The sequence below is a fragment of the Streptomyces sp. NPDC054872 genome (genome assembly GCF_053610705.1).
Window position 1 is genome coordinate 259,832 of sequence record NZ_JBSGYY010000005.1, and the last position, 15,791, is coordinate 275,622.

17 protein-coding genes are annotated in these 15,791 nt (G+C 70.3%); 4 read left to right on the top strand and 13 right to left on the bottom strand.

Annotated elements, in window-relative coordinates:
• Positions 1 to 34: 34 nt before the first annotated feature.
• Entirely contained in the window at positions 35 to 1,294 is a 1,260-nt protein-coding gene (locus tag ACWGIH_RS08605; protein WP_453444838.1) for an MFS transporter, read from the bottom strand.
• Between the two features lie 72 nt (positions 1,295 to 1,366).
• Between ACWGIH_RS08605 and ACWGIH_RS08610 the strand changes: the two genes are divergently transcribed.
• Positions 1,367 to 2,209, top strand: a complete 843-nt coding sequence (locus tag ACWGIH_RS08610; RefSeq protein ID WP_453444840.1) for a LysR family transcriptional regulator — start codon at positions 1,367 to 1,369, stop codon at positions 2,207 to 2,209.
• A gap of 12 nt (positions 2,210 to 2,221) precedes the next feature.
• Here ACWGIH_RS08610 and ACWGIH_RS08615 read toward each other — a convergent pair whose 3' ends face one another.
• From ACWGIH_RS08615 to ACWGIH_RS08625, 3 genes are all read right to left on the bottom strand, one after another.
• Complete coding sequence (locus tag ACWGIH_RS08615; protein WP_453444997.1) at positions 2,222 to 2,485, bottom strand: DUF3253 domain-containing protein; 264 nt, start codon at positions 2,483 to 2,485, stop codon at positions 2,222 to 2,224.
• 100 nt (positions 2,486 to 2,585) lie between these two features.
• Positions 2,586 to 3,479: an NAD-dependent protein deacetylase gene (locus tag ACWGIH_RS08620; protein ID WP_453444842.1), complete on the bottom strand. Its 894-nt coding sequence runs from the start codon at positions 3,477 to 3,479 to the stop codon at positions 2,586 to 2,588.
• Between the two features lie 155 nt (positions 3,480 to 3,634).
• Positions 3,635 to 4,513, bottom strand: coding sequence for a sigma-70 family RNA polymerase sigma factor (locus tag ACWGIH_RS08625; protein WP_453444843.1), 879 nt, complete (start codon positions 4,511 to 4,513; stop codon positions 3,635 to 3,637).
• Positions 4,514 to 4,595: 82 nt separating this feature from the next.
• On the opposite strand from ACWGIH_RS08625, the gene ACWGIH_RS08630 reads away from it, so the two are divergent.
• Positions 4,596 to 5,045: a carboxymuconolactone decarboxylase family protein gene (locus ACWGIH_RS08630; protein WP_453444845.1), complete on the top strand. Its 450-nt coding sequence runs from the start codon at positions 4,596 to 4,598 to the stop codon at positions 5,043 to 5,045.
• A gap of 125 nt (positions 5,046 to 5,170) precedes the next feature.
• Positions 5,171 to 5,572, top strand: coding sequence for an Imm10 family immunity protein (locus ACWGIH_RS08635; RefSeq protein ID WP_453444847.1), 402 nt, complete (start codon positions 5,171 to 5,173; stop codon positions 5,570 to 5,572).
• 33 nt (positions 5,573 to 5,605) lie between these two features.
• Here ACWGIH_RS08635 and ACWGIH_RS08640 read toward each other — a convergent pair whose 3' ends face one another.
• The 6 genes from ACWGIH_RS08640 to ACWGIH_RS08665 all read right to left on the bottom strand — a co-directional run bounded on the left by ACWGIH_RS08640 (position 5,606) and on the right by ACWGIH_RS08665 (position 9,907).
• Positions 5,606 to 6,571: an ADP-ribosylation family protein gene (locus tag ACWGIH_RS08640; protein ID WP_453444849.1), complete on the bottom strand. Its 966-nt coding sequence runs from the start codon at positions 6,569 to 6,571 to the stop codon at positions 5,606 to 5,608.
• A 132-nt stretch (positions 6,572 to 6,703) separates the two neighbouring features.
• Entirely contained in the window at positions 6,704 to 7,210 is a 507-nt protein-coding gene (locus tag ACWGIH_RS08645; RefSeq protein ID WP_453444851.1) for a hypothetical protein, read from the bottom strand.
• Positions 7,211 to 7,441: 231 nt separating this feature from the next.
• Entirely contained in the window at positions 7,442 to 8,557 is a 1,116-nt protein-coding gene (locus ACWGIH_RS08650; RefSeq protein ID WP_453444999.1) for an endonuclease/exonuclease/phosphatase family protein, read from the bottom strand.
• 23 nt (positions 8,558 to 8,580) lie between these two features.
• Positions 8,581 to 9,192, bottom strand: coding sequence for a M15 family metallopeptidase (locus ACWGIH_RS08655; protein WP_453444852.1), 612 nt, complete (start codon positions 9,190 to 9,192; stop codon positions 8,581 to 8,583).
• A gap of 50 nt (positions 9,193 to 9,242) precedes the next feature.
• Entirely contained in the window at positions 9,243 to 9,467 is a 225-nt protein-coding gene (locus ACWGIH_RS08660) for a cation:dicarboxylate symporter family transporter (RefSeq protein ID WP_453444853.1), read from the bottom strand.
• A 71-nt stretch (positions 9,468 to 9,538) separates the two neighbouring features.
• Positions 9,539 to 9,907: a YrdB family protein gene (locus ACWGIH_RS08665; RefSeq protein WP_453444855.1), complete on the bottom strand. Its 369-nt coding sequence runs from the start codon at positions 9,905 to 9,907 to the stop codon at positions 9,539 to 9,541.
• A gap of 285 nt (positions 9,908 to 10,192) precedes the next feature.
• On the opposite strand from ACWGIH_RS08665, the gene ACWGIH_RS08670 reads away from it, so the two are divergent.
• The gene (locus ACWGIH_RS08670) at positions 10,193 to 10,831 is read left to right on the top strand and encodes a hypothetical protein (RefSeq protein ID WP_453444856.1); all 639 of its coding nucleotides are present in this window, start codon (positions 10,193 to 10,195) and stop codon (positions 10,829 to 10,831) included.
• A 14-nt stretch (positions 10,832 to 10,845) separates the two neighbouring features.
• On the opposite strand, the gene ACWGIH_RS08675 is transcribed toward ACWGIH_RS08670, so the two are convergent.
• The 3 genes from ACWGIH_RS08675 to ACWGIH_RS08685 are packed head-to-tail and all read right to left on the bottom strand — an operon-like array spanning position 10,846 to position 15,583.
• Complete coding sequence (locus tag ACWGIH_RS08675; protein WP_453444858.1) at positions 10,846 to 12,210, bottom strand: MFS transporter; 1,365 nt, start codon at positions 12,208 to 12,210, stop codon at positions 10,846 to 10,848.
• A complete protein-coding gene (locus tag ACWGIH_RS08680; RefSeq protein ID WP_453444860.1) occupies positions 12,207 to 14,231 on the bottom strand; it encodes a PEP/pyruvate-binding domain-containing protein in 2,025 nt (674 codons plus the stop codon). Before ACWGIH_RS08680 ends, ACWGIH_RS08675 begins: the two co-directional genes overlap by 4 nt.
• Positions 14,228 to 15,583 carry an ATP-grasp domain-containing protein gene (locus ACWGIH_RS08685; RefSeq protein ID WP_453444862.1) on the bottom strand — a complete coding sequence of 452 codons (1,356 nt, stop codon included), beginning with the start codon at positions 15,581 to 15,583 and terminating at the stop codon, positions 14,228 to 14,230. The genes ACWGIH_RS08680 and ACWGIH_RS08685 overlap by 4 nt, the downstream gene beginning before the upstream one ends.
• Positions 15,584 to 15,791 lie beyond the last annotated feature (208 nt).

Consider the following 15,791-nt stretch of genomic DNA (forward strand, 5'->3'; position numbering starts at 1 on the left):
CGATGAGGGTCGGTTCAGGGTCCGTGCCGCATCCTCACGCGCCAGGCCGGGCGCCTGTCTCGTGAGGATGCGTCGGATACGAATCGAGGCCCCGCACCCCGGTGAGCCCATGTCCGCTGTGGGGAGGCCGCGTTCGGGCGCGTGAGACGCGGGACACCAGGTATCCGGCCAGGGCGGCGGCGAGGCCGGCCAGCCCGGCCGCCACGAAGCCGCCGCCCGGCACGGAGGCGTCGATCGCGACCCCGACAATCGGGGTTCCCAGTGCGAAACCCGCGCTGAGCGCCGAGGATTGCAGGCCCGTCGCCTCACCACGTACTCCGGAGGGCGCGAGTCGCATCACCGCGTCGGCCACCGTGGAGAGAGTCGGCGCGACGAGCAGGCCCGAAAGGGCAACGGCCACGCACAACCAGGGCCAATCGTGGGCCAGCCCGGCGGGGATGGTCGCAAGGCCGAGCAGACCGAGCAGCAGCCAGGTCGGCAGCTGCCGGGACAGCACGCCGTACACCAGCCCGCCGACGACGGAGGCCGCGCCGTACGTCGCCACCACCACGGCAGCCCAGGAGACCTGGCCGGTTTCCTTGAGGGTGGCGACGATGGCCAGATCAGTACCGCTGAGCAGCATCGTGGTGCCGAACGCCATCATGAGCATGGCGATCATGCCCGGGCCGAGCCACTCCCGGCGACGGGGTCGTCGGGCCGCTCCGGCGCCCGCCTCGTCCTTGGTGCGCAGCGGCGGGTCGAGAAGGGCGATGCCCGCTCCCCCCACCACGATCGCGGCACCGACGCCCCAGGCCACCACTCCAGGGGGCACCTTCGCCGCGCAAAGGATCACGATCGGCGGGCCCACGATGTACGCCAGTTCGCCTTGCACCGATTCCAGCGCGAAGGCGGGGCGGCGCTGTTCCGCCGTCGTCATCGCGGCGATCGCCTGCCTGGTCACCGGCTGGGCCGGCACCATCAGCAGACCCGCCGCGAAGGCGGCGCCCAGCAGGGCCCCGTACGGCAGGATGGGCACACTGAGCCAGAACACGACCTGCGCCACGACGGTCGCCAGCAGCACCGCACGCAGGCCCCGCCGGTCGATCATGCGGCCGAGCAGCGGCCCGCCGAGCGCCAGTCCGGTGGTCAACGCCGCCGCGACACCACCGGCTGCCGCGTAACTCATGTCCAGGCCCAGCACGACGTACATCGTCAGCGCCATCACGTCGGCGGTGATCGCGGCCCGCGCGAGCAGTGAGATGCCCAGCAGCGGTGCCATCCCCGGCACGGCGAGTATCTGTCGGTATCCGGTCACCCGTGTGACGCTAAATCCTGCGTCACGACATAGGTAGTGGTTATTTTGCTGGGGCTGCCATCATAATTATTTATGGCCAGAGACCTTGAGACCGCGTTGCTGCGGTCATTCGTGACCGTCGTCCGAGCCGGCAGCATCAGCCGCGCGGCGACCACGCTCGGCAAGACCCAGCCGGGGCTCAGCCAGCAGGTCCGCAAGCTCGAGAGTGCCGTCGGCCGCCCGCTGCTCTACCGATCGCCCTCCGGTGTCTCCCTGACCCGTGCGGGCGAGGAGCTCCTGCCGTACGCCGAACGCATCCTCTCGCTCAGCGCACAGGCGCTCACCGAGACCGGGCGCGCGCTGACCGGCCGCTGCGGCGTCGGGCTGCTCGAAGACCTCGCCGCGGCCCAGCTTCCACAAGCTCTCGCCGACATCGCCCGACTGCACCCCGGTGCGACGCTGGAGGTGTTGAGTTGTTCCACCGCCGAGATGCGGGAGGCCTATGAAGCGGGCCGCGTGCAACTCGTGCTGGACGAGGTGCCGGTGGTTCCCGCGCCGCCACGCTGGACGGTACGCCGCCCGCTGGTCTGGGCGATCGGCGACGGCGTGGACGTGACCGCCGACCCCCTGCCCGTGGTGCTGTTCTCGGGTACGTGCACCTGGCGTGCGTCGGTGCTCAAGTCCCTGGAACTGGCCGACAGGCGCTGGCGGGTGGCGTTCGAAAGCAACAGTCTGGTCGGCGTACTGGCCGCGGTGCGGGCCGGGCTCGGCGTCGCCGCACTCATGCCCACGAACCTCGAACCGGGCATGGTCGGCCACGACGCGAGCGCCCTGCCCACCCTGCCGGACGTCGAACTCGGCCTCGCACGGCACCCACGGACCGAGGGTGATCCACTGATCGACGCAGTGGAGACGGCTCTACGACGCACGCTCTGAGCCTGGGAGGCGTCAGCGAACGCGGCGGATACGGATCGGACCGCGGGCCTTTTCCGGGTCGATGGGCCGGCCGCCCTGGGTGATCTCCACCTCGCCGGCCGTCACCAGACGCCGGGCCGCGCGGCGGGCCGGTTCCATGAGCGCGCGCCAGCCGTCGTCGTCCCCTTCGTACACCGCCCGCGCGGCGTCGGACGGGCAGATGGTCGCCTCTGCCGCCCGCTCGTCGAGCAACTCCACGATGGCTCGCTCCAAGCGCCGCTCGGTCCGCCGTTCCATGTCGGTCACGGCGCCAGTGTGGCACCGCCGACGACGAAATCCGGTGCATCACCACCGCCACCGCCACCGCCACCAGCGCAGCACGCTGGTCGCGCCACCCTCAGGGACACACCCTCGCCACCAGAGCCGCCAGCGCCTCCCCCAGCGGCAGTTCGACGCGCTGGGTCGCCCAGCGGTCGCCTCGGGTCGGGCCCTGGTTGACGATCAGGACCGGCGTGTCCGACTCCGCCGCCTGGCGCACGAAACGCAGGCCGGACATGACGGTGAGGGAGGAACCGAGTACGAGCAGGGCGGCAGCCTCATCGACCAGGCGGCGACAGGCCGCGACCCGATCCGGGGGGACGTTCTCACCGAAGAAGACGACGTCCGGCTTCAGCACCCCGTCGCCGCAGGCCGCACACGCCACCACCCGGAATTCACGCACCGCCTCATCCGGCAGTTCCACGTCGCCGTCCGGGTTGACCCGCGCGGCACGATAGCGCTCGGCGGCGGCCTCGAACCCCGGATTCGCCTCCCTCAGCCGCTGGTCGAGCTCCACTCGGGTGCTGCCTCGCCCGCAGGTCAGGCAGACCACCCGGCTCAGGCTTCCGTGGAGCTCGATGACGTTCCGGGCCCCGGCCGCCTGCTGCAGCCCGTCGACGTTCTGTGTGATCACACCGGTGACGAAGCCCGCCTCGGCCAGCGCGGTCACGGCCCGATGACCGGCGTTGGGGCGGGCCCGCGTCATCGCCCGCCATCCCAGCTGACTGCGTGCCCAGTACCGCCGTCGCGCCTGCTCGGCGCCGATGAACTCCTGATACGTCATGGGCGTGTGCCGGCGCAGGGAACCGTTCTCGCCGCGGTAGTCCGGGATGCCCGACTCCGTGGACAGCCCCGCACCGCTCAGTACCACGACCTTGCCCGCGCGCACCGCCTCGACGACAGCGGTGAGGTCGCGCGAGGCCGGGAGCAGACCGCCGGTGGGCTCCCAGGTCAACGTGGGTCGCATCCGCATGCATGCCAGCTTACGTTCTTGGCGCGTGGACGCCGCGGTCACGCCGACCGGAGAGGGTCGGAGGCGGACGGGGGAGGTCGGGGCAGGTCGGAGGCGGACGGAGAAGGTCGGGGCAGGTCGGCGGGAGTCGGACCTCCCGCCGGTCAGGCCCACACTCACACCGGAGCCGGAAGGTCCATCAGCGCGAGCTTGGCCGGGTCGACCACCGCCGTCATCTCGGTGATCCGGCCGTCGACGACGGTGAACGCGAGGACCGACAGCGGCGTGCCGTCCTCGTGCCAGGAGATGACCCCGGGCAAACCGTTGACGATCGCCGCGTGCCCCGCTGTCGCCGCGCCCGCGGCCAGTTTCGCGCCCGCGGCGACCTTGGAGGCGCCGAGGACGACGGCGGCGCCGTCCGGTGTGTCGACGGTCAGTCGCACGTCGGGGTCGAGCAGTCTCAGCAGCTCCTCGAACTCACCGAGCCGAGCCGCTGCCAAGAACGCCCGGACCGCCTCACGTTGCCCTGGCTCAATGCCTGTCGGCCGCTCGGTCGACCGCACCTTTCTGCGGGCGCGGCTGGCGAGCATCTTCGTGGCGTCGGTCGACTTGCCGAGGATCTGGCCGATCTCGTCGAAGGGGACCGCGAACAGGTCGTGCAGCACGAATGCCAACCGTTCGTTCGGCCGGAGCGACTCGAGTACGACGAGGAGCGCGAGCCCGACCGAGTCCGCGAGCACCGCGTCCTCCTCGGGGACCACACCGTCGTCGAGCGTCACCACGAGTTCGGGGATCTGGTCGCCGTAGGGCGCCTCGGGGCGGGACCGGCGCGATCGCAGGACGTCCAGGCTGATCCGGCCGACCACCGTCGTCAGCCATCCGGCGAGGTTGTCGATGGCCATCGCATCCTGGCGGGAGAGCCGCAGCCATGCCTCCTGGACGGCGTCCTCGGCGTCGGCGTGCGATCCGAGCATGCGGTGGGCGACCGCGCGCAGCCGGTCCCGCTGGGATTCGAACGCCGCGGCCATCGGGTCCGTCGGGCTGGTCTGCCGCATGTTGTTACCTTCCTGAGAGCTGCTCCGTCGTAGGTGATGACGGGCCCGAACGGGCGTAGGTAACCGATGAAGGAGCAGACCGATGGAAGCACGCTTGAAGAGCGCGGTAAGTCCTGACCTGATCACCGCGATCCAGCACCTCCACAAGGTGATTGCCGCGGGAGGCGTCGACCAGCACCTGCTGACGCTGGTCCACCTGCGCGCCAGCCAGATCAACGGCTGCGCGCCGTGCGTCTACGCCAGCGTCACCGGAGCGAAGAAGGCCGGTGAGACGGATGATCGGCTGCACCACGTGGTCGCGTGGCGCGAGACTCCCTTCTACACCGATCAGGAGCGGGCGGCACTCGAGCTGACCGAGGCCGCCACCCGCCTCCAGGACGGCGCGCCCGGCGTCTCCGACGAGATCTGGGACGCCGCCGCCGAACACTTCAGCCAGGAGCAACTGGGCGCGATCACCATGGAGATCGCGCTGACCAATTTCTTCAACCGAATCAACCGCACGACCCGGGAGCAGGCCGGCAAGACCTGGTGAGCGGCGCGGGGCGTCATCTTTGGCCCTCGGCCAAGCCCCAAGGGATGACGCCCTGCCACCCGGCACCACCGGTGGCGAACGCCGCGCGCACGGCGTTCTGCGGAGGGGCTGCTAGAAACAGCGTCATGACCTACCGTTTCGTCGCGCGTGAAGCCGGCGCAGAGATAGACCCGGACGGCTACTTCATCGAGGCCGGCATCTCGGACCGCGATGGTTTCGTCATGCTGTTCCAGTGCGGCGGCGAGGAGCCCGATGAGCAGGATGTGTCCCTGGGCATGGACACGCACTGTCTGGTCACGGCGGACCAAGGCACGGCATACGGATGTGTGCGTGCGGTTGAGCTGACCGACGACGTTCTTCGTGTGTCTCTGGACCCGGACTCGCTGCCGGCGTTGAAGCTGAGTGACTGCGAGATCGAAGCAGTCATCGAGACCCCCGCCGAAGACATCGCACAGTTCCGCGAGGTCCTTGCGAGGGTTCTCGCCTACGGCCGTGCGGACGCACGGCCGCTGCGGGTCGCTGTCTGACGGGACATGTGCCCCTCTGCCCAGCCCTCCGGATCACCCTTCCAGTACGTGCACTTTCGGGAGGGAGCGGTGGCGGTGGTGTGCCTCTGCGATGGCCTCCAGCGCGGGGCGGTCCAGCGCGCGATAGGCGAGCACGAGGAGTTCGTTCGCGAGGGCCTCGCGGTCCGGGTCGCCCGCCGACGCCCAGTGCAGGTCGCGGCCCAGGAGCAGCGCCTCCGTGGGATCGCCCTGCGCGCAGCGGCGGCGGGCGTCCTCCACGTTGGCCCGCAAGGCGGCGGCATCGTCGAACAGGGCGTACATGTAGGTCGCGAACTTGTACTCATCGGCGCCTCGGTGCCCGGGACGGTCGAGGGTGGAGGCGCCTGAAGCGAGCCCGCCCGCACCGTCCAGCGTGGTGACCCGGTCCGGGTCCACGGGTCCGGCGGACCTGTCGTACTTCGTGGAGTAGGCGAGTCCCGCTTCGGGCCGGTCCCCGGTCTCCACGGCGGTCAACGCATCGCGCAGCAGGGTTAGGTGATCGAGCCTCACGTGCGCCTCTTCGTCCCGTACGTCGTCCTCGAGGTCACGCCAGACTCGTTCGAGGACAGCGCGTACCGCCTCCAGCGGTGTGCTCGCGGTGGTGTCGATTCCGCCGCCGTCGTTGTTGTAGTAGGAGGCAACCGTGCTGCAGGTACGGCCGTCGTCGAACCACAGCCCGTAGTGCAGACCGTCCGTACCCCCGTGCATGAAGGTCAGGAACTCGGGCGGGTCCCGGTAGTAGCGGCCGAGCACGCGTACGTCGATGCCCTCAGCCGGCATCCGGTCAGGGTCGGCGAACAGATCCATGACGCCGAACGGGCTGACCCCCATGTCCGCCAGCGCACGCTCTTCGGCCGGGCCGAGTGACTCGAGGAACCGCCAGAACCGGAAGATGGACTCAGGCAGTTCGAGCCCCCAGTCCCGCAGGACGCGCGCTTCGATGGCGGATCGTGCCGGTGGGTTCTGCGAGTTGCCGCTCATCGAAAGGTCCCCCGAGTTGTGGTGTACGTACGCCGAGCCGTTACGACGAAGGGCGAGGCTATCGAAGCCCCTAGATGGAACGGAGGGGTGGTCCACCGGTCGCACCACGGCAGCCGCGGAAGCGGCACACGTTCATTCTGCGATGCCGGCGTCGCACCTTGGCCGGGTCGCACCGGGCAGCCCCAGAGCGGCCAGGAGGGCTGCGGAAAGTTCCTCCGCGAAGAGAGCCGACCCGGCGAGCGTGTGTCGGACGGCTATCTCATCGGCGGTCAGTCCGGCAGCGGTCGACCAGGCAAGTGCGCCGGCCACCGCGGGTTCCACGGGGAATTGCTCAAGAGGTATCTCGTAGCTCTCCGCCAGCTCGCGGTTGAGCAGGCCCTCCCAACTGCTGCCTTCCGGCGTGACGGCTTCGACGAACCCCAGGTCGCTGTCCACGAAGGACACCATGACCGCCGGTGTCCCCGTCCTCCGTACAAGGGTCGTCAGGCTACGCTGCCCCGCGTCGGCGAATTCCGTGACGCCCCAGCCCTCCGCCAGCACCTGCGTGTCCTCGATGCCGGTAAAACCAGCAGCCCGCATCAGCTGGTGCAGTTCACCCGTGGAACACCGGGTCGCCAAAGATCCGCCTGAGTTTCCCATGGCTCGCAAGCTAGCGGACGCCTCTGACAAACAGGGTCGGGGAGCGGCAGCCGTTGATCACGGCGCGCACAGATCCATGCGCGCATGGAATTGGCGCGCATGGATCCGGCGCGGTTGGGCACCCGGCGAAGGTTGGAAGGGGAGGGCTGTTACGCCTGGGGAGGTCGAAGGGTCTCCCCTTCCACCACGACGCGCGCAACCGCGCTCGCGTCGGTCACCGAGTCACCAGGTTCACCACCTGATCCCGGCCGCCACCGGCAAGTGGTCGCTGCCCGTTTCCGGCAACACCCACGCACTCGCCGGCTCCACACCCCGGACCAGGATCTGATCGATCCGCGCCACCGGGAAGGACGCAGGCCAGCTGAAGCCGAGGCCGTCACCGGCTTCGTCCTGCGCCGAGCGCAGCTGCGAGGTGATGCCGGCCAGCGCGCGCTCGTCGGTGGTGCCGTTCAGGTCGCCGAGCAGCACCACCCGCTTGTTCCGCTCGCTGGCGACGGCCTCCGCGAGCGCCTTCGCGCCGCGATCCCGGTGGTCCGTCATGAAGCCTTCGCCGGCCACCACGCGTACGGAGCCCAGGTGGGCCACGTACACCGCCAGCGGGCCCCGCTCCGTGGCCACCGTGGTGCGCAGCGCCCGGTTGTAGGCCATCTTGACGTCGGCCGGCTTGGTGTCCGCCAGCGGCCCGTAGTCCATCTCCGTGTCGACAGGCCGGGTGTCTGACAGCGGCAGCTTGCTCCACAACCCGACCGTGCCCTTCACCGTGTGGTACGGATATGTCTTCGCCAGGCCTGTCTCGTACAGCGGCTTCGCCTGGGCGCTGATCTCCTCCAGGGCCAGGACGTCCGCCTCGGAGGCGGCGAGGGCGCGGGCGGTCCCGACCGGATCGGAGTTGTCGGCGCCGACGTTGTGGCTGGCCACGGTGAGGTCGCTGCCGGAGTGGGACTTGTCGGTGAGCAGCCCGCCGAAGAGGTTCAGCCACACCGTGACCGGCATCAGCAGCGCGACCACCGCGGAGGCGGAGCGACGCCACAGCGCCCCGGTCAGCAGCACCGGCACAGGCAGGCCGAACCATGGCAGGAAGGTCTCCACCAGGCTGCCGAGGCCCCCGTAGTCCGTGATCTGTGCGTGCAGCAGCAGGAACAGGCCCAGCAGCAAGGCAAGGGCAGTCAGCACCGGGCCGCGCTTCCAGGGCTCCGGCCGGGAGGCGGCGCGGGCCGTCCGGCGGATGCGGGCGCGCCAGGTACCGGAGGGGACGCCCCGGCCGTCGGCGCCGCCCTGTCCGCCCCGCCCGCTCCGTACTTCCTGAGTGCCCTGACCGGTCTCCTCCGCCGTGTCGGCACGCACCATGATCTCTTCTCGCTCGCTCACGCTCACCGCTGCATCCTCGGGTCCTCGGTGGGGTCGGCATACGTACGCGGGCAGCCTTGGTCGGCTGCTTCGGGGCGTAGTTCGTAGTGCCATGGTTCGTTCTCGTAGATCCGGCACAGCCCGTACTCGGCGCCGTGTCCGGCAAGCCACTTTGTGGCGTCGGAGTGGCCGAGGTCGGCCGCGTCCCCTGACACGTGGGGGGATGTCGCCGCGGTGGCCACCCATCGGGCGGCCTCGTCCTTCGACCCGTATTCGGCTACCGCCTCGCGAAGAAGCTGATTCTGGTAATCCGCCGAACGCCAGCCGCTGTTGACGTAGATCTCGACTCCGTCGTCCGCCGCATCCGTCGCGGCCCGGCGCAGAGCCTTGAGCAGCTCCGGATCGAGACCGGACAGGGCCGGAGTCGCGTCATCGAAGACGGTCACGCCCTCGGTGACCACGCCGTCCTCCTCGCCGAGCGCATCACGGTGATCGCTGCCGAGCGAATTCAGGGGTGATGCGGCCGAGGAGGACGAGCGCTCGAGTAATCGCCCGCCGAGGGCTGCGGTGATCCCGGCTATGACAACTGTCAGGCCCAGCAGGCAGATCAGGCCGACGGCAAGGCGTCGGCACATCCGTCGGGGCATTGTCCGTGCTGATGGTGGGATGCGAGTCATGCCGCCAGTCAAGGCAGCAGGGTGTTGCCGGTACGTATGCGGTTTTCGATACGCCGACGATATGCACCCGCTCGTAGCATCGAGAGCATGCGCGTGGTGATGTTCGTGACGCCGGTGCGGCCCACCTTCTTCAGGTCCGTCACCCCGGCGATGCCGCCGATGATGGTCAGGAACACGATCGGCCCGATCAGCATCTTCATGGCCGTGATGAACGTCGTGCCGATCGGTTCCATCGACGTGGCCAGGTCATGCCCCCTATAGGCAGTGCCTATAGAGGGGCGTATGAGAATGCGCCAACGGGTCGTCAGGTCTGCTGATGCATCAATGCCCGCCGGTCCAGCGTCGCCAGGGTGGTGTTCACGGCGACCACGACGGCGAAGGCGGTGGCCCACCCGTGTCGGCCCATGGCGTACCACGCGACGGCCGCGGCTCCGAACACCAGCGTTTTCACCGCCAGAACGCCCGCCAACGGCACCGGTATCCGGGCCTTCGGCGCGGCGAACAGACCCCACAGCGTGGCGGCCGCCGCAGGTAGAGCGACCGCGAGGAGGATCCGCAGGGCCAGGGCTTCCACGCTCTGCCACCCCCACCAGGCCAGGACGACCAGCGCCACGACTTCCAGGAGGAAGGCCAGCCCCTCGTTGAGCACGTGCACGGGCGCAGGAAGCTTCATCGTGGGTCATCCTCCGTCACGAGCGCGGGCCCGCCAAGCGAACAGGGTCCGCAACAGAGCCGCATTGAAGCACGCCTGCCCTGGCGGCCGCGGCCTGATCACGCTGCGGCCGGCGGGGCCCGAGTGGCGCGCGGTGTTCGGGGGTAGAGCGCGATAGATCGGCGAAACGACACGCAAGCGGCCGGTCACCTTGGCGCCGCTGGGGGCAGCACCAGCGGCGGCATGTCATGTAACGGACAATCGCACACCCTCGTGGTGTGCCAGAAGAAGGGCGTCGACGCCACCATGAACACATCCGCCTTACAGGGCTCCCTCCGGGCGGGCCTCGCGCTCTGCGCGGCGCTGACGTCGACCGTGCTGTGCGCGACGGCGAGCACGGCCGCGCCCCGGGACGCGAGCGGCAGTCCGGCGACGCCCTCCGCCGCCCGCGTGGCACCACAACGCCCCTGCCCCGTCGTGTACTTCGACTTGGGCGAGACCCTCGTGCACACCGCCGACGACGGCAGCACCAGCTATCAGCCCGGGGCGGCCTCCTATCTGCGGGCACTGCGCGAACGCCACATCAGGATCGGCCTGATCACCAACGTTCCGCCCTCCTGGGGCACGACCGACGCCGAGCGCGCCGCCAGGCTGAAGAAGGAGGTCGACGCCACGTGGCGGGGCTCCGCGCCCTTCGCCTGGGAGGACTTCGGCGACCGCGTCCTCACTCCCCGCACGGAGGCGGAACGCAAGCCGGCTCCCGTGCTCTGGCAGCGCGCGAAGACCTCATCGGGCCACTGCCGGGTCGTCTATCAGGCCGAGACGGCCGAGGAGGTCGATGTCGCTGCCTCGCTCGGTTACGTGCCGTACCAGGTCGGCCGTCCTCACCGGCCCGCGTACCTCCCCGTCGGGCTGATCGAACTCCTCGGCCACCGGCCCCGCTGATCGCGGGCTGCGTGCTACTCGTCGCCCCGCCGCCCCCGGCGTACGCCTCCGGACGCGCCGGGGGCAGTGCGGGCCGATGGGTCGCCCCTGTTCGCCACCGCCGTGTCCGGGGGCCCTGACCGCTTCACCACCCCGCTGCGCAACAGGAGTTGGAAGGCTCCGAGCAACACCGCCGTCGCCAGTGCGCTGTGCCACAGCAGGGCGTCCAGGTGCCCCGCCGAGAGGTAGGCGCCCGCGGCGACCGCCGCCAGGGCGCACACCGCGCGGTCCACGATGCTCTCGACCGACAGCAGCGTGGCGCGCGGGGCGTGCGCGGGCACCGCGTCGTTCACCAGCTTGCGCTGCACCGGGTACGCGAAGCCGGTCGCGGCGGCGAACAGGCAGAGCAGCGCGACCACCGCCCACGGCCCGCCGAGCGTCATGGCCGCCAGGGTGCCCGCGAGCACGAGGCTGAGGACGGAGACCCAGGCGACCGGTGTGAGGCGTCGGCTCAGCCACTGGGGTCGGGCCGAGGCCACCGCTTCGGCGACCGTCATCGCCGCAAGCACTCCCCCGTGTGAGGCCTCCGCGATGCCGTGGTCGAGCAGGATCGGCTGGAACAGATTGACCTGGCAGATACGGGACAGCGTGAACACCGCCACGCCCTGCACCATCACCAGGGCCAGCCACCGCGAGGAGGCGACGCAGCGCAGCGCGGAGCCCGCGTCCCGCAGGAACGCCCCGCCCCTGCGCCCTCCGCGAGATCGGTCGGCCGGCTTCTCCCTGCCCTCCCCCTCCCCCGCTCCCGCCAGGCGAGGCAGGGCGATCGCACAGGCGAGGGAGCCCGCCGCGCTGGCGGCACTGAGCACGTACGGCGCCGCGTGGGCGACGGACATCAACGGTCCGACCAGCGGCCAGCACCCGACCTTGGCCGCGAGACCCAAAGCCCGCGCGGTGCCCTCCGCCTTCAGGTAGTGCTCGTCGCAGCCTTCGGCGCGCAGCCCGTCGTACAGATAGGCGCTTGCCGCTCCCGAGGTGAGCGAGCGGCCCGCGGCGATGGCGAGGAAGTGGACGAGGAAACCCGTGTACGTGGCGCTGAGGACCGGAGCAAGGTTCGCCGCCGTCATCACCACGGCCCCGGCCCGCAGGCAGTTGCGGGTGCCGATCCGGTCGGCGATGAGGCCGGTCGGGATCTCGAACAGGCAGAAGGCCACGTAGTAGATGCTCTGGATGCCGAAGATCTGCGCGTCCGTCAGACCGGCGGCCTTCTGGTAGGCGTAGAAGACGGGCATCCACCACAGCAGGTTGAACAGCAGCTGGAAGCCGTAGTTGAGCCGGATGATGCGGCGGGCGGTGTCCGTCAGACCGGTGCTGCCCGTCCTGCTGGAGGGCGCCTTCACAGCGCGTAGGGGCGGATCTGGACCAGCCGGAAATCGCCCCGCTCGGTCATCAGCCACTCGATGTCCAGCGGCTTGTCCACGTCGGAGCCGCCGAACGGCGAGCCGCTGAAGTGGGACTGGAGGAGCCGTCCGGTCAGTGACAGGTCGGCCAGGCGGGCGCGGGTGGCCGCGGGCAGAGGGTCGCCCCAGGAGCCCAGGGCGACGGTGCGGCCGCCTCCCTCCACCGTGTTGTAGAGGTATTGCTGCGGCAGGACGGAGCCGTCGACCACCTGGTCCGGGGAGCCGGGCGAGCAGTTGAGGTAGACGTTGCGGAAGTCCTCACGGCGGGTCGGGTCGCAGGTCACCAGGACGCCGCCGAGGGAGGCGGGCTCGTACTCCTGGATGATCACGCCCATGTAGGTGTCGTCCAGGGAGATGCCGACCTGGTGGCGCAGTCGCACGCTGCGGGGCGACACCAGCGAGGCCCACACCTGACGTACGGCGTCCAGGAGTTCGCTGGTGGAGTGGACGGTGGTGACCGAGTCGTAGACGCCTGCCGCGGAGAAGCCCGGCAGGTCCTCGGCGTTGGACGAGGAGCGCACCACCAGGCGTCGGCGTGCGGCCGCGCCGGCGGGGAGGGCCTGGTCGATCTGCCGGGTGACGGACTCGGGGACGGGCGTGTTGCGGATCAGGTGCTGGATTTGCAGGCAGAGCGAGTCCAGGACGTCGGTGGCGTCGAGTTCGAGGGCCATCTTGAGCTTGCCGATGCCCTGTTGGAGGGCGGGCGATGAGGCCAGGAAATGCTGCTGGAGCGCGAAGGGGAGCGCGACTCCTTCCGGGGCGTCGACCGTGGTGGCCACGAAGTCGGCTGCTGCGGCGCGTAGTTCGGCCGTGGAAGGCGCCTTGAGGCCGAGCCGTGTGCCGAGGTGCGTGTAGAGGCTTTCGCGCGGCGGGCGGGGCCGGCCGTAGAAGGCGATCAGGTCGGCCGTGCGGCTGTCGAGTACGTGGTGCAGTTCGCCGAGGTTGGCCGCTTTGGTGCCGTACCGGTCGCGGTCCGCGCTGCGGAGCCGGTGCAGGGCCAGCACGGGGGCGTCTTCGAGCAGGGGCGGCTGGAGGCGTATGCGCTGCTGGTGCCAGGCCGGAGCCCGCAGGGCCGGCTCGTCATCCAGCCGCTGCAGCAGGATCTCGTCCTCGCGCACGCGGTAGCGGATCCACGCGCCGTCCAGTTGGTCCCGGTCGACGAGCTGGTGCAGGTCGCGCACGATGGCGTTGGGTATGCCCCAGCCGGAGGCGAGGACGTTGGTGTGCGAAAGCGGCGTGATCGGGGCGGTGTTGAGGAACCCCGCCACCCGGGGCACGTCGTCCGGCAGGCAGGGCATGGCCACGATGTCCGCCCAGCCGAGATCTGCCTCCGCCGCCGCGTACTCCTCGTGCGTGCGGAAGTACCGCAGTCGCCCGGTGGCCTCGCCGGGGTTCAGCGGTGTGCGGGTGCGGGAGCCGAAGAGCTCGTGGCTCAGGATGCGGGGCACGCGCAGTTCGCTGATCGCCGCCAGTTCCTCCTCCTGCCCGTGGTTGGCGGGCTTGAGGAGTACCGGGAGTCTGCCGTCGACGCGTTCGCGCACGAACTCGTAGAAGTGGGCGAGGAGTTCGCCGTGCATGGTGTCGGCCTCGGTCGTCTCCAGGACGAGGAAGGTGCGTTCGCGGCCTTCCGTTTCCTGCTCGGTGTGCAGGGACAGCACGCCGAGCAGGAAACGGCGCTCGGGGTCCATGTAGACGGAGGCGTTGAACGCGTCCAACTCGGCGTCCAGCGCTTCGAGTGTCTTGCCCAGAACGCGGGTGGCGATGTAGTTGACGTGGAAGGGGTGTGCGGTCGTGTCGAGCAGGTGCCAGGTGTTCTCGGCCCGGTCGACGACGACCTTGAGGTACGGGTGGCCGGCCAGGACGCCCGAGAGCGTACGGAACAGGGGCAGGGAGAGGTTCTCGCCGATGACCGTGCGGTCCGTGGCCGGCTCGGCGGGGCCGGTGAACAACTGGGCGGTCATCGGGCGACCTCCTCGGGCTGCGCGGCGGGCAGGACCCGGGGCAGGGCGTCCACCAGGGTCTCGAAGTCCCGCAGGACCCTCCGCGGGTCGGTGGCGGACAGCAGGCACAGGGCGGCCATGGTGTTGGCGCCCGCGGCCGGGTCATACACCGGTACGAGGGCGCCGTCGGTGAGCGAACTCTCCGCGACCACCGACAGTTCGCTGCCGTGGCTGAGCGGCACGTCCGCCGCGACGGCGGGGAAGTCCCAGACCTTGCGGTCCCGCCAGGCCTCGCCCCTGGAATCCACCGCGAGGACGACGAGGGAGCCCGCCGCGCCGTTCGCCTGCGCCGGCGTCAGCGCATGCCGGGGCCACTCGACCTGACGGCCGAGGAGGTGGTCGACGAGCATGCCCACGAGGTCGAGCCCGAAGACCTCCTCGATCTGCGGCACCGTCATCGCGCCGCCGAATCGGGCGGCCGTCTCGATCAGCCACATGCGGCCGTCCGCACCGAGCTTGATCTCGGTGTGGGTACCGCAGTCACGCAGTCCGAGAGCATCGACGGACGCTCGGGCGAGTGCCACGATCCGGTCCTGGGTGTCCTGGGACAACAGGGCGGGCGTGATGCTCGCGCGCTCGGTGAACGGCTCGACGGTGGGCATCCGGCCGCTGAGGCAGATGGGGCGGAACACACCGTCCGCCACGACGCCCTCGACGCTGACGTAGTCGCCCCAGCCGGGCTCGTCGAACCAGTCCGAGGCGGTGCCGCTCACGATCTGCTCGACCACGAAGTCCGCGTCGGCCTCGGCCACATGGAGTTCCGCGTACCCCAGCTGGGCCGATTCGGACATCACTTCGCGCGATCGACGCCACGCGGCGGACGCCTCGTGCGGGGCGCGGATGATCTGGTGTGCGGTGGACCCCGCACTCCAGGCCGCCTTGAGGAGGAGCGGGAAGGGAAGGTCCCGGGCCGCCTTGCGCAGGTCCGCCTCGGTGGCCACCGGGCGGAACTCCGGTTGCGGAAGGCCGTGTTCGTGCCAGGTACGACGCATCAGCCGCTTGTCGCGTGCCAGCGCGGCGGCGCTGCCCGCCCCCGCCAGGCCAAGCACCTCGCAGGCCTCTGCGACGGCCACGACCGCGTACTCGGAGAAGGTGAGCACCGAGGCCGCGCCGACGGCTTCGGCCCGCGAGACGATCAGGGACACCAGGTCGGCGCGGCGCGCGTCGGCGGGCGTCACGACGGAGGCGCACAGCCGCTCGGCCGTGTCCGCCACAGTGGGAGGAAGTGCGCTGAGTGCCAGCAGGTGCACTTCCGCCCTTGCGGCCGCCCGTGCGAGGACGTGACCGAGCGGCGGACCACCCTTGGCATGCACTAACAGCACCTTGCTCACTGAAGTTCCCTCTCCATTCGTCCGGTTGAGGCATGTCGTCGTCCGCATCGGTGACGCGCGTAGAACATGCGGGGTCACCGGGGCGTACGTTGCAGGGCGTGTTCACCCGCACACTCAAGGGGACCAGGCGGCGGGCGCCCGCAGCGCCAACGGGGACGTCTGACATTCAGGCAAATGCCTGAGTGCCGCA

What these genes read in the sequence shown, in the direction of transcription:
- ACWGIH_RS08660 (WP_453444853.1), bottom strand. Translation starts at nt 9,467, where the DNA reads ATGGAACCGATCGGCACGACGTTCATCACGGCCATGAAGATGCTGATC.
- ACWGIH_RS08665 (WP_453444855.1), bottom strand. Translation starts at nt 9,907, where the DNA reads ATGAAGCTTCCTGCGCCCGTGCACGTGCTCAACGAGGGGCTGGCCTTC.
- ACWGIH_RS08615 (WP_453444997.1), bottom strand. Translation starts at nt 2,485, where the DNA reads ATGGAACGGCGGACCGAGCGGCGCTTGGAGCGAGCCATCGTGGAGTTG.
- ACWGIH_RS08625 (WP_453444843.1), bottom strand. Translation starts at nt 4,513, where the DNA reads ATGCGGCAGACCAGCCCGACGGACCCGATGGCCGCGGCGTTCGAATCC.
- ACWGIH_RS08635 (WP_453444847.1), top strand. Translation starts at nt 5,171, where the DNA reads ATGACCTACCGTTTCGTCGCGCGTGAAGCCGGCGCAGAGATAGACCCG.
- ACWGIH_RS08655 (WP_453444852.1), bottom strand. Translation starts at nt 9,192, where the DNA reads ATGTGCCGACGCCTTGCCGTCGGCCTGATCTGCCTGCTGGGCCTGACA.
- ACWGIH_RS08680 (WP_453444860.1), bottom strand. Translation starts at nt 14,231, where the DNA reads ATGACCGCCCAGTTGTTCACCGGCCCCGCCGAGCCGGCCACGGACCGC.
- ACWGIH_RS08620 (WP_453444842.1), bottom strand. Translation starts at nt 3,479, where the DNA reads ATGCGGATGCGACCCACGTTGACCTGGGAGCCCACCGGCGGTCTGCTC.
- ACWGIH_RS08670 (WP_453444856.1), top strand. Translation starts at nt 10,193, where the DNA reads ATGAACACATCCGCCTTACAGGGCTCCCTCCGGGCGGGCCTCGCGCTC.
- ACWGIH_RS08610 (WP_453444840.1), top strand. Translation starts at nt 1,367, where the DNA reads ATGGCCAGAGACCTTGAGACCGCGTTGCTGCGGTCATTCGTGACCGTC.
- ACWGIH_RS08630 (WP_453444845.1), top strand. Translation starts at nt 4,596, where the DNA reads ATGGAAGCACGCTTGAAGAGCGCGGTAAGTCCTGACCTGATCACCGCG.
- ACWGIH_RS08650 (WP_453444999.1), bottom strand. Translation starts at nt 8,557, where the DNA reads ATGGTGCGTGCCGACACGGCGGAGGAGACCGGTCAGGGCACTCAGGAA.
- ACWGIH_RS08640 (WP_453444849.1), bottom strand. Translation starts at nt 6,571, where the DNA reads ATGAGCGGCAACTCGCAGAACCCACCGGCACGATCCGCCATCGAAGCG.
- ACWGIH_RS08645 (WP_453444851.1), bottom strand. Translation starts at nt 7,210, where the DNA reads ATGGGAAACTCAGGCGGATCTTTGGCGACCCGGTGTTCCACGGGTGAA.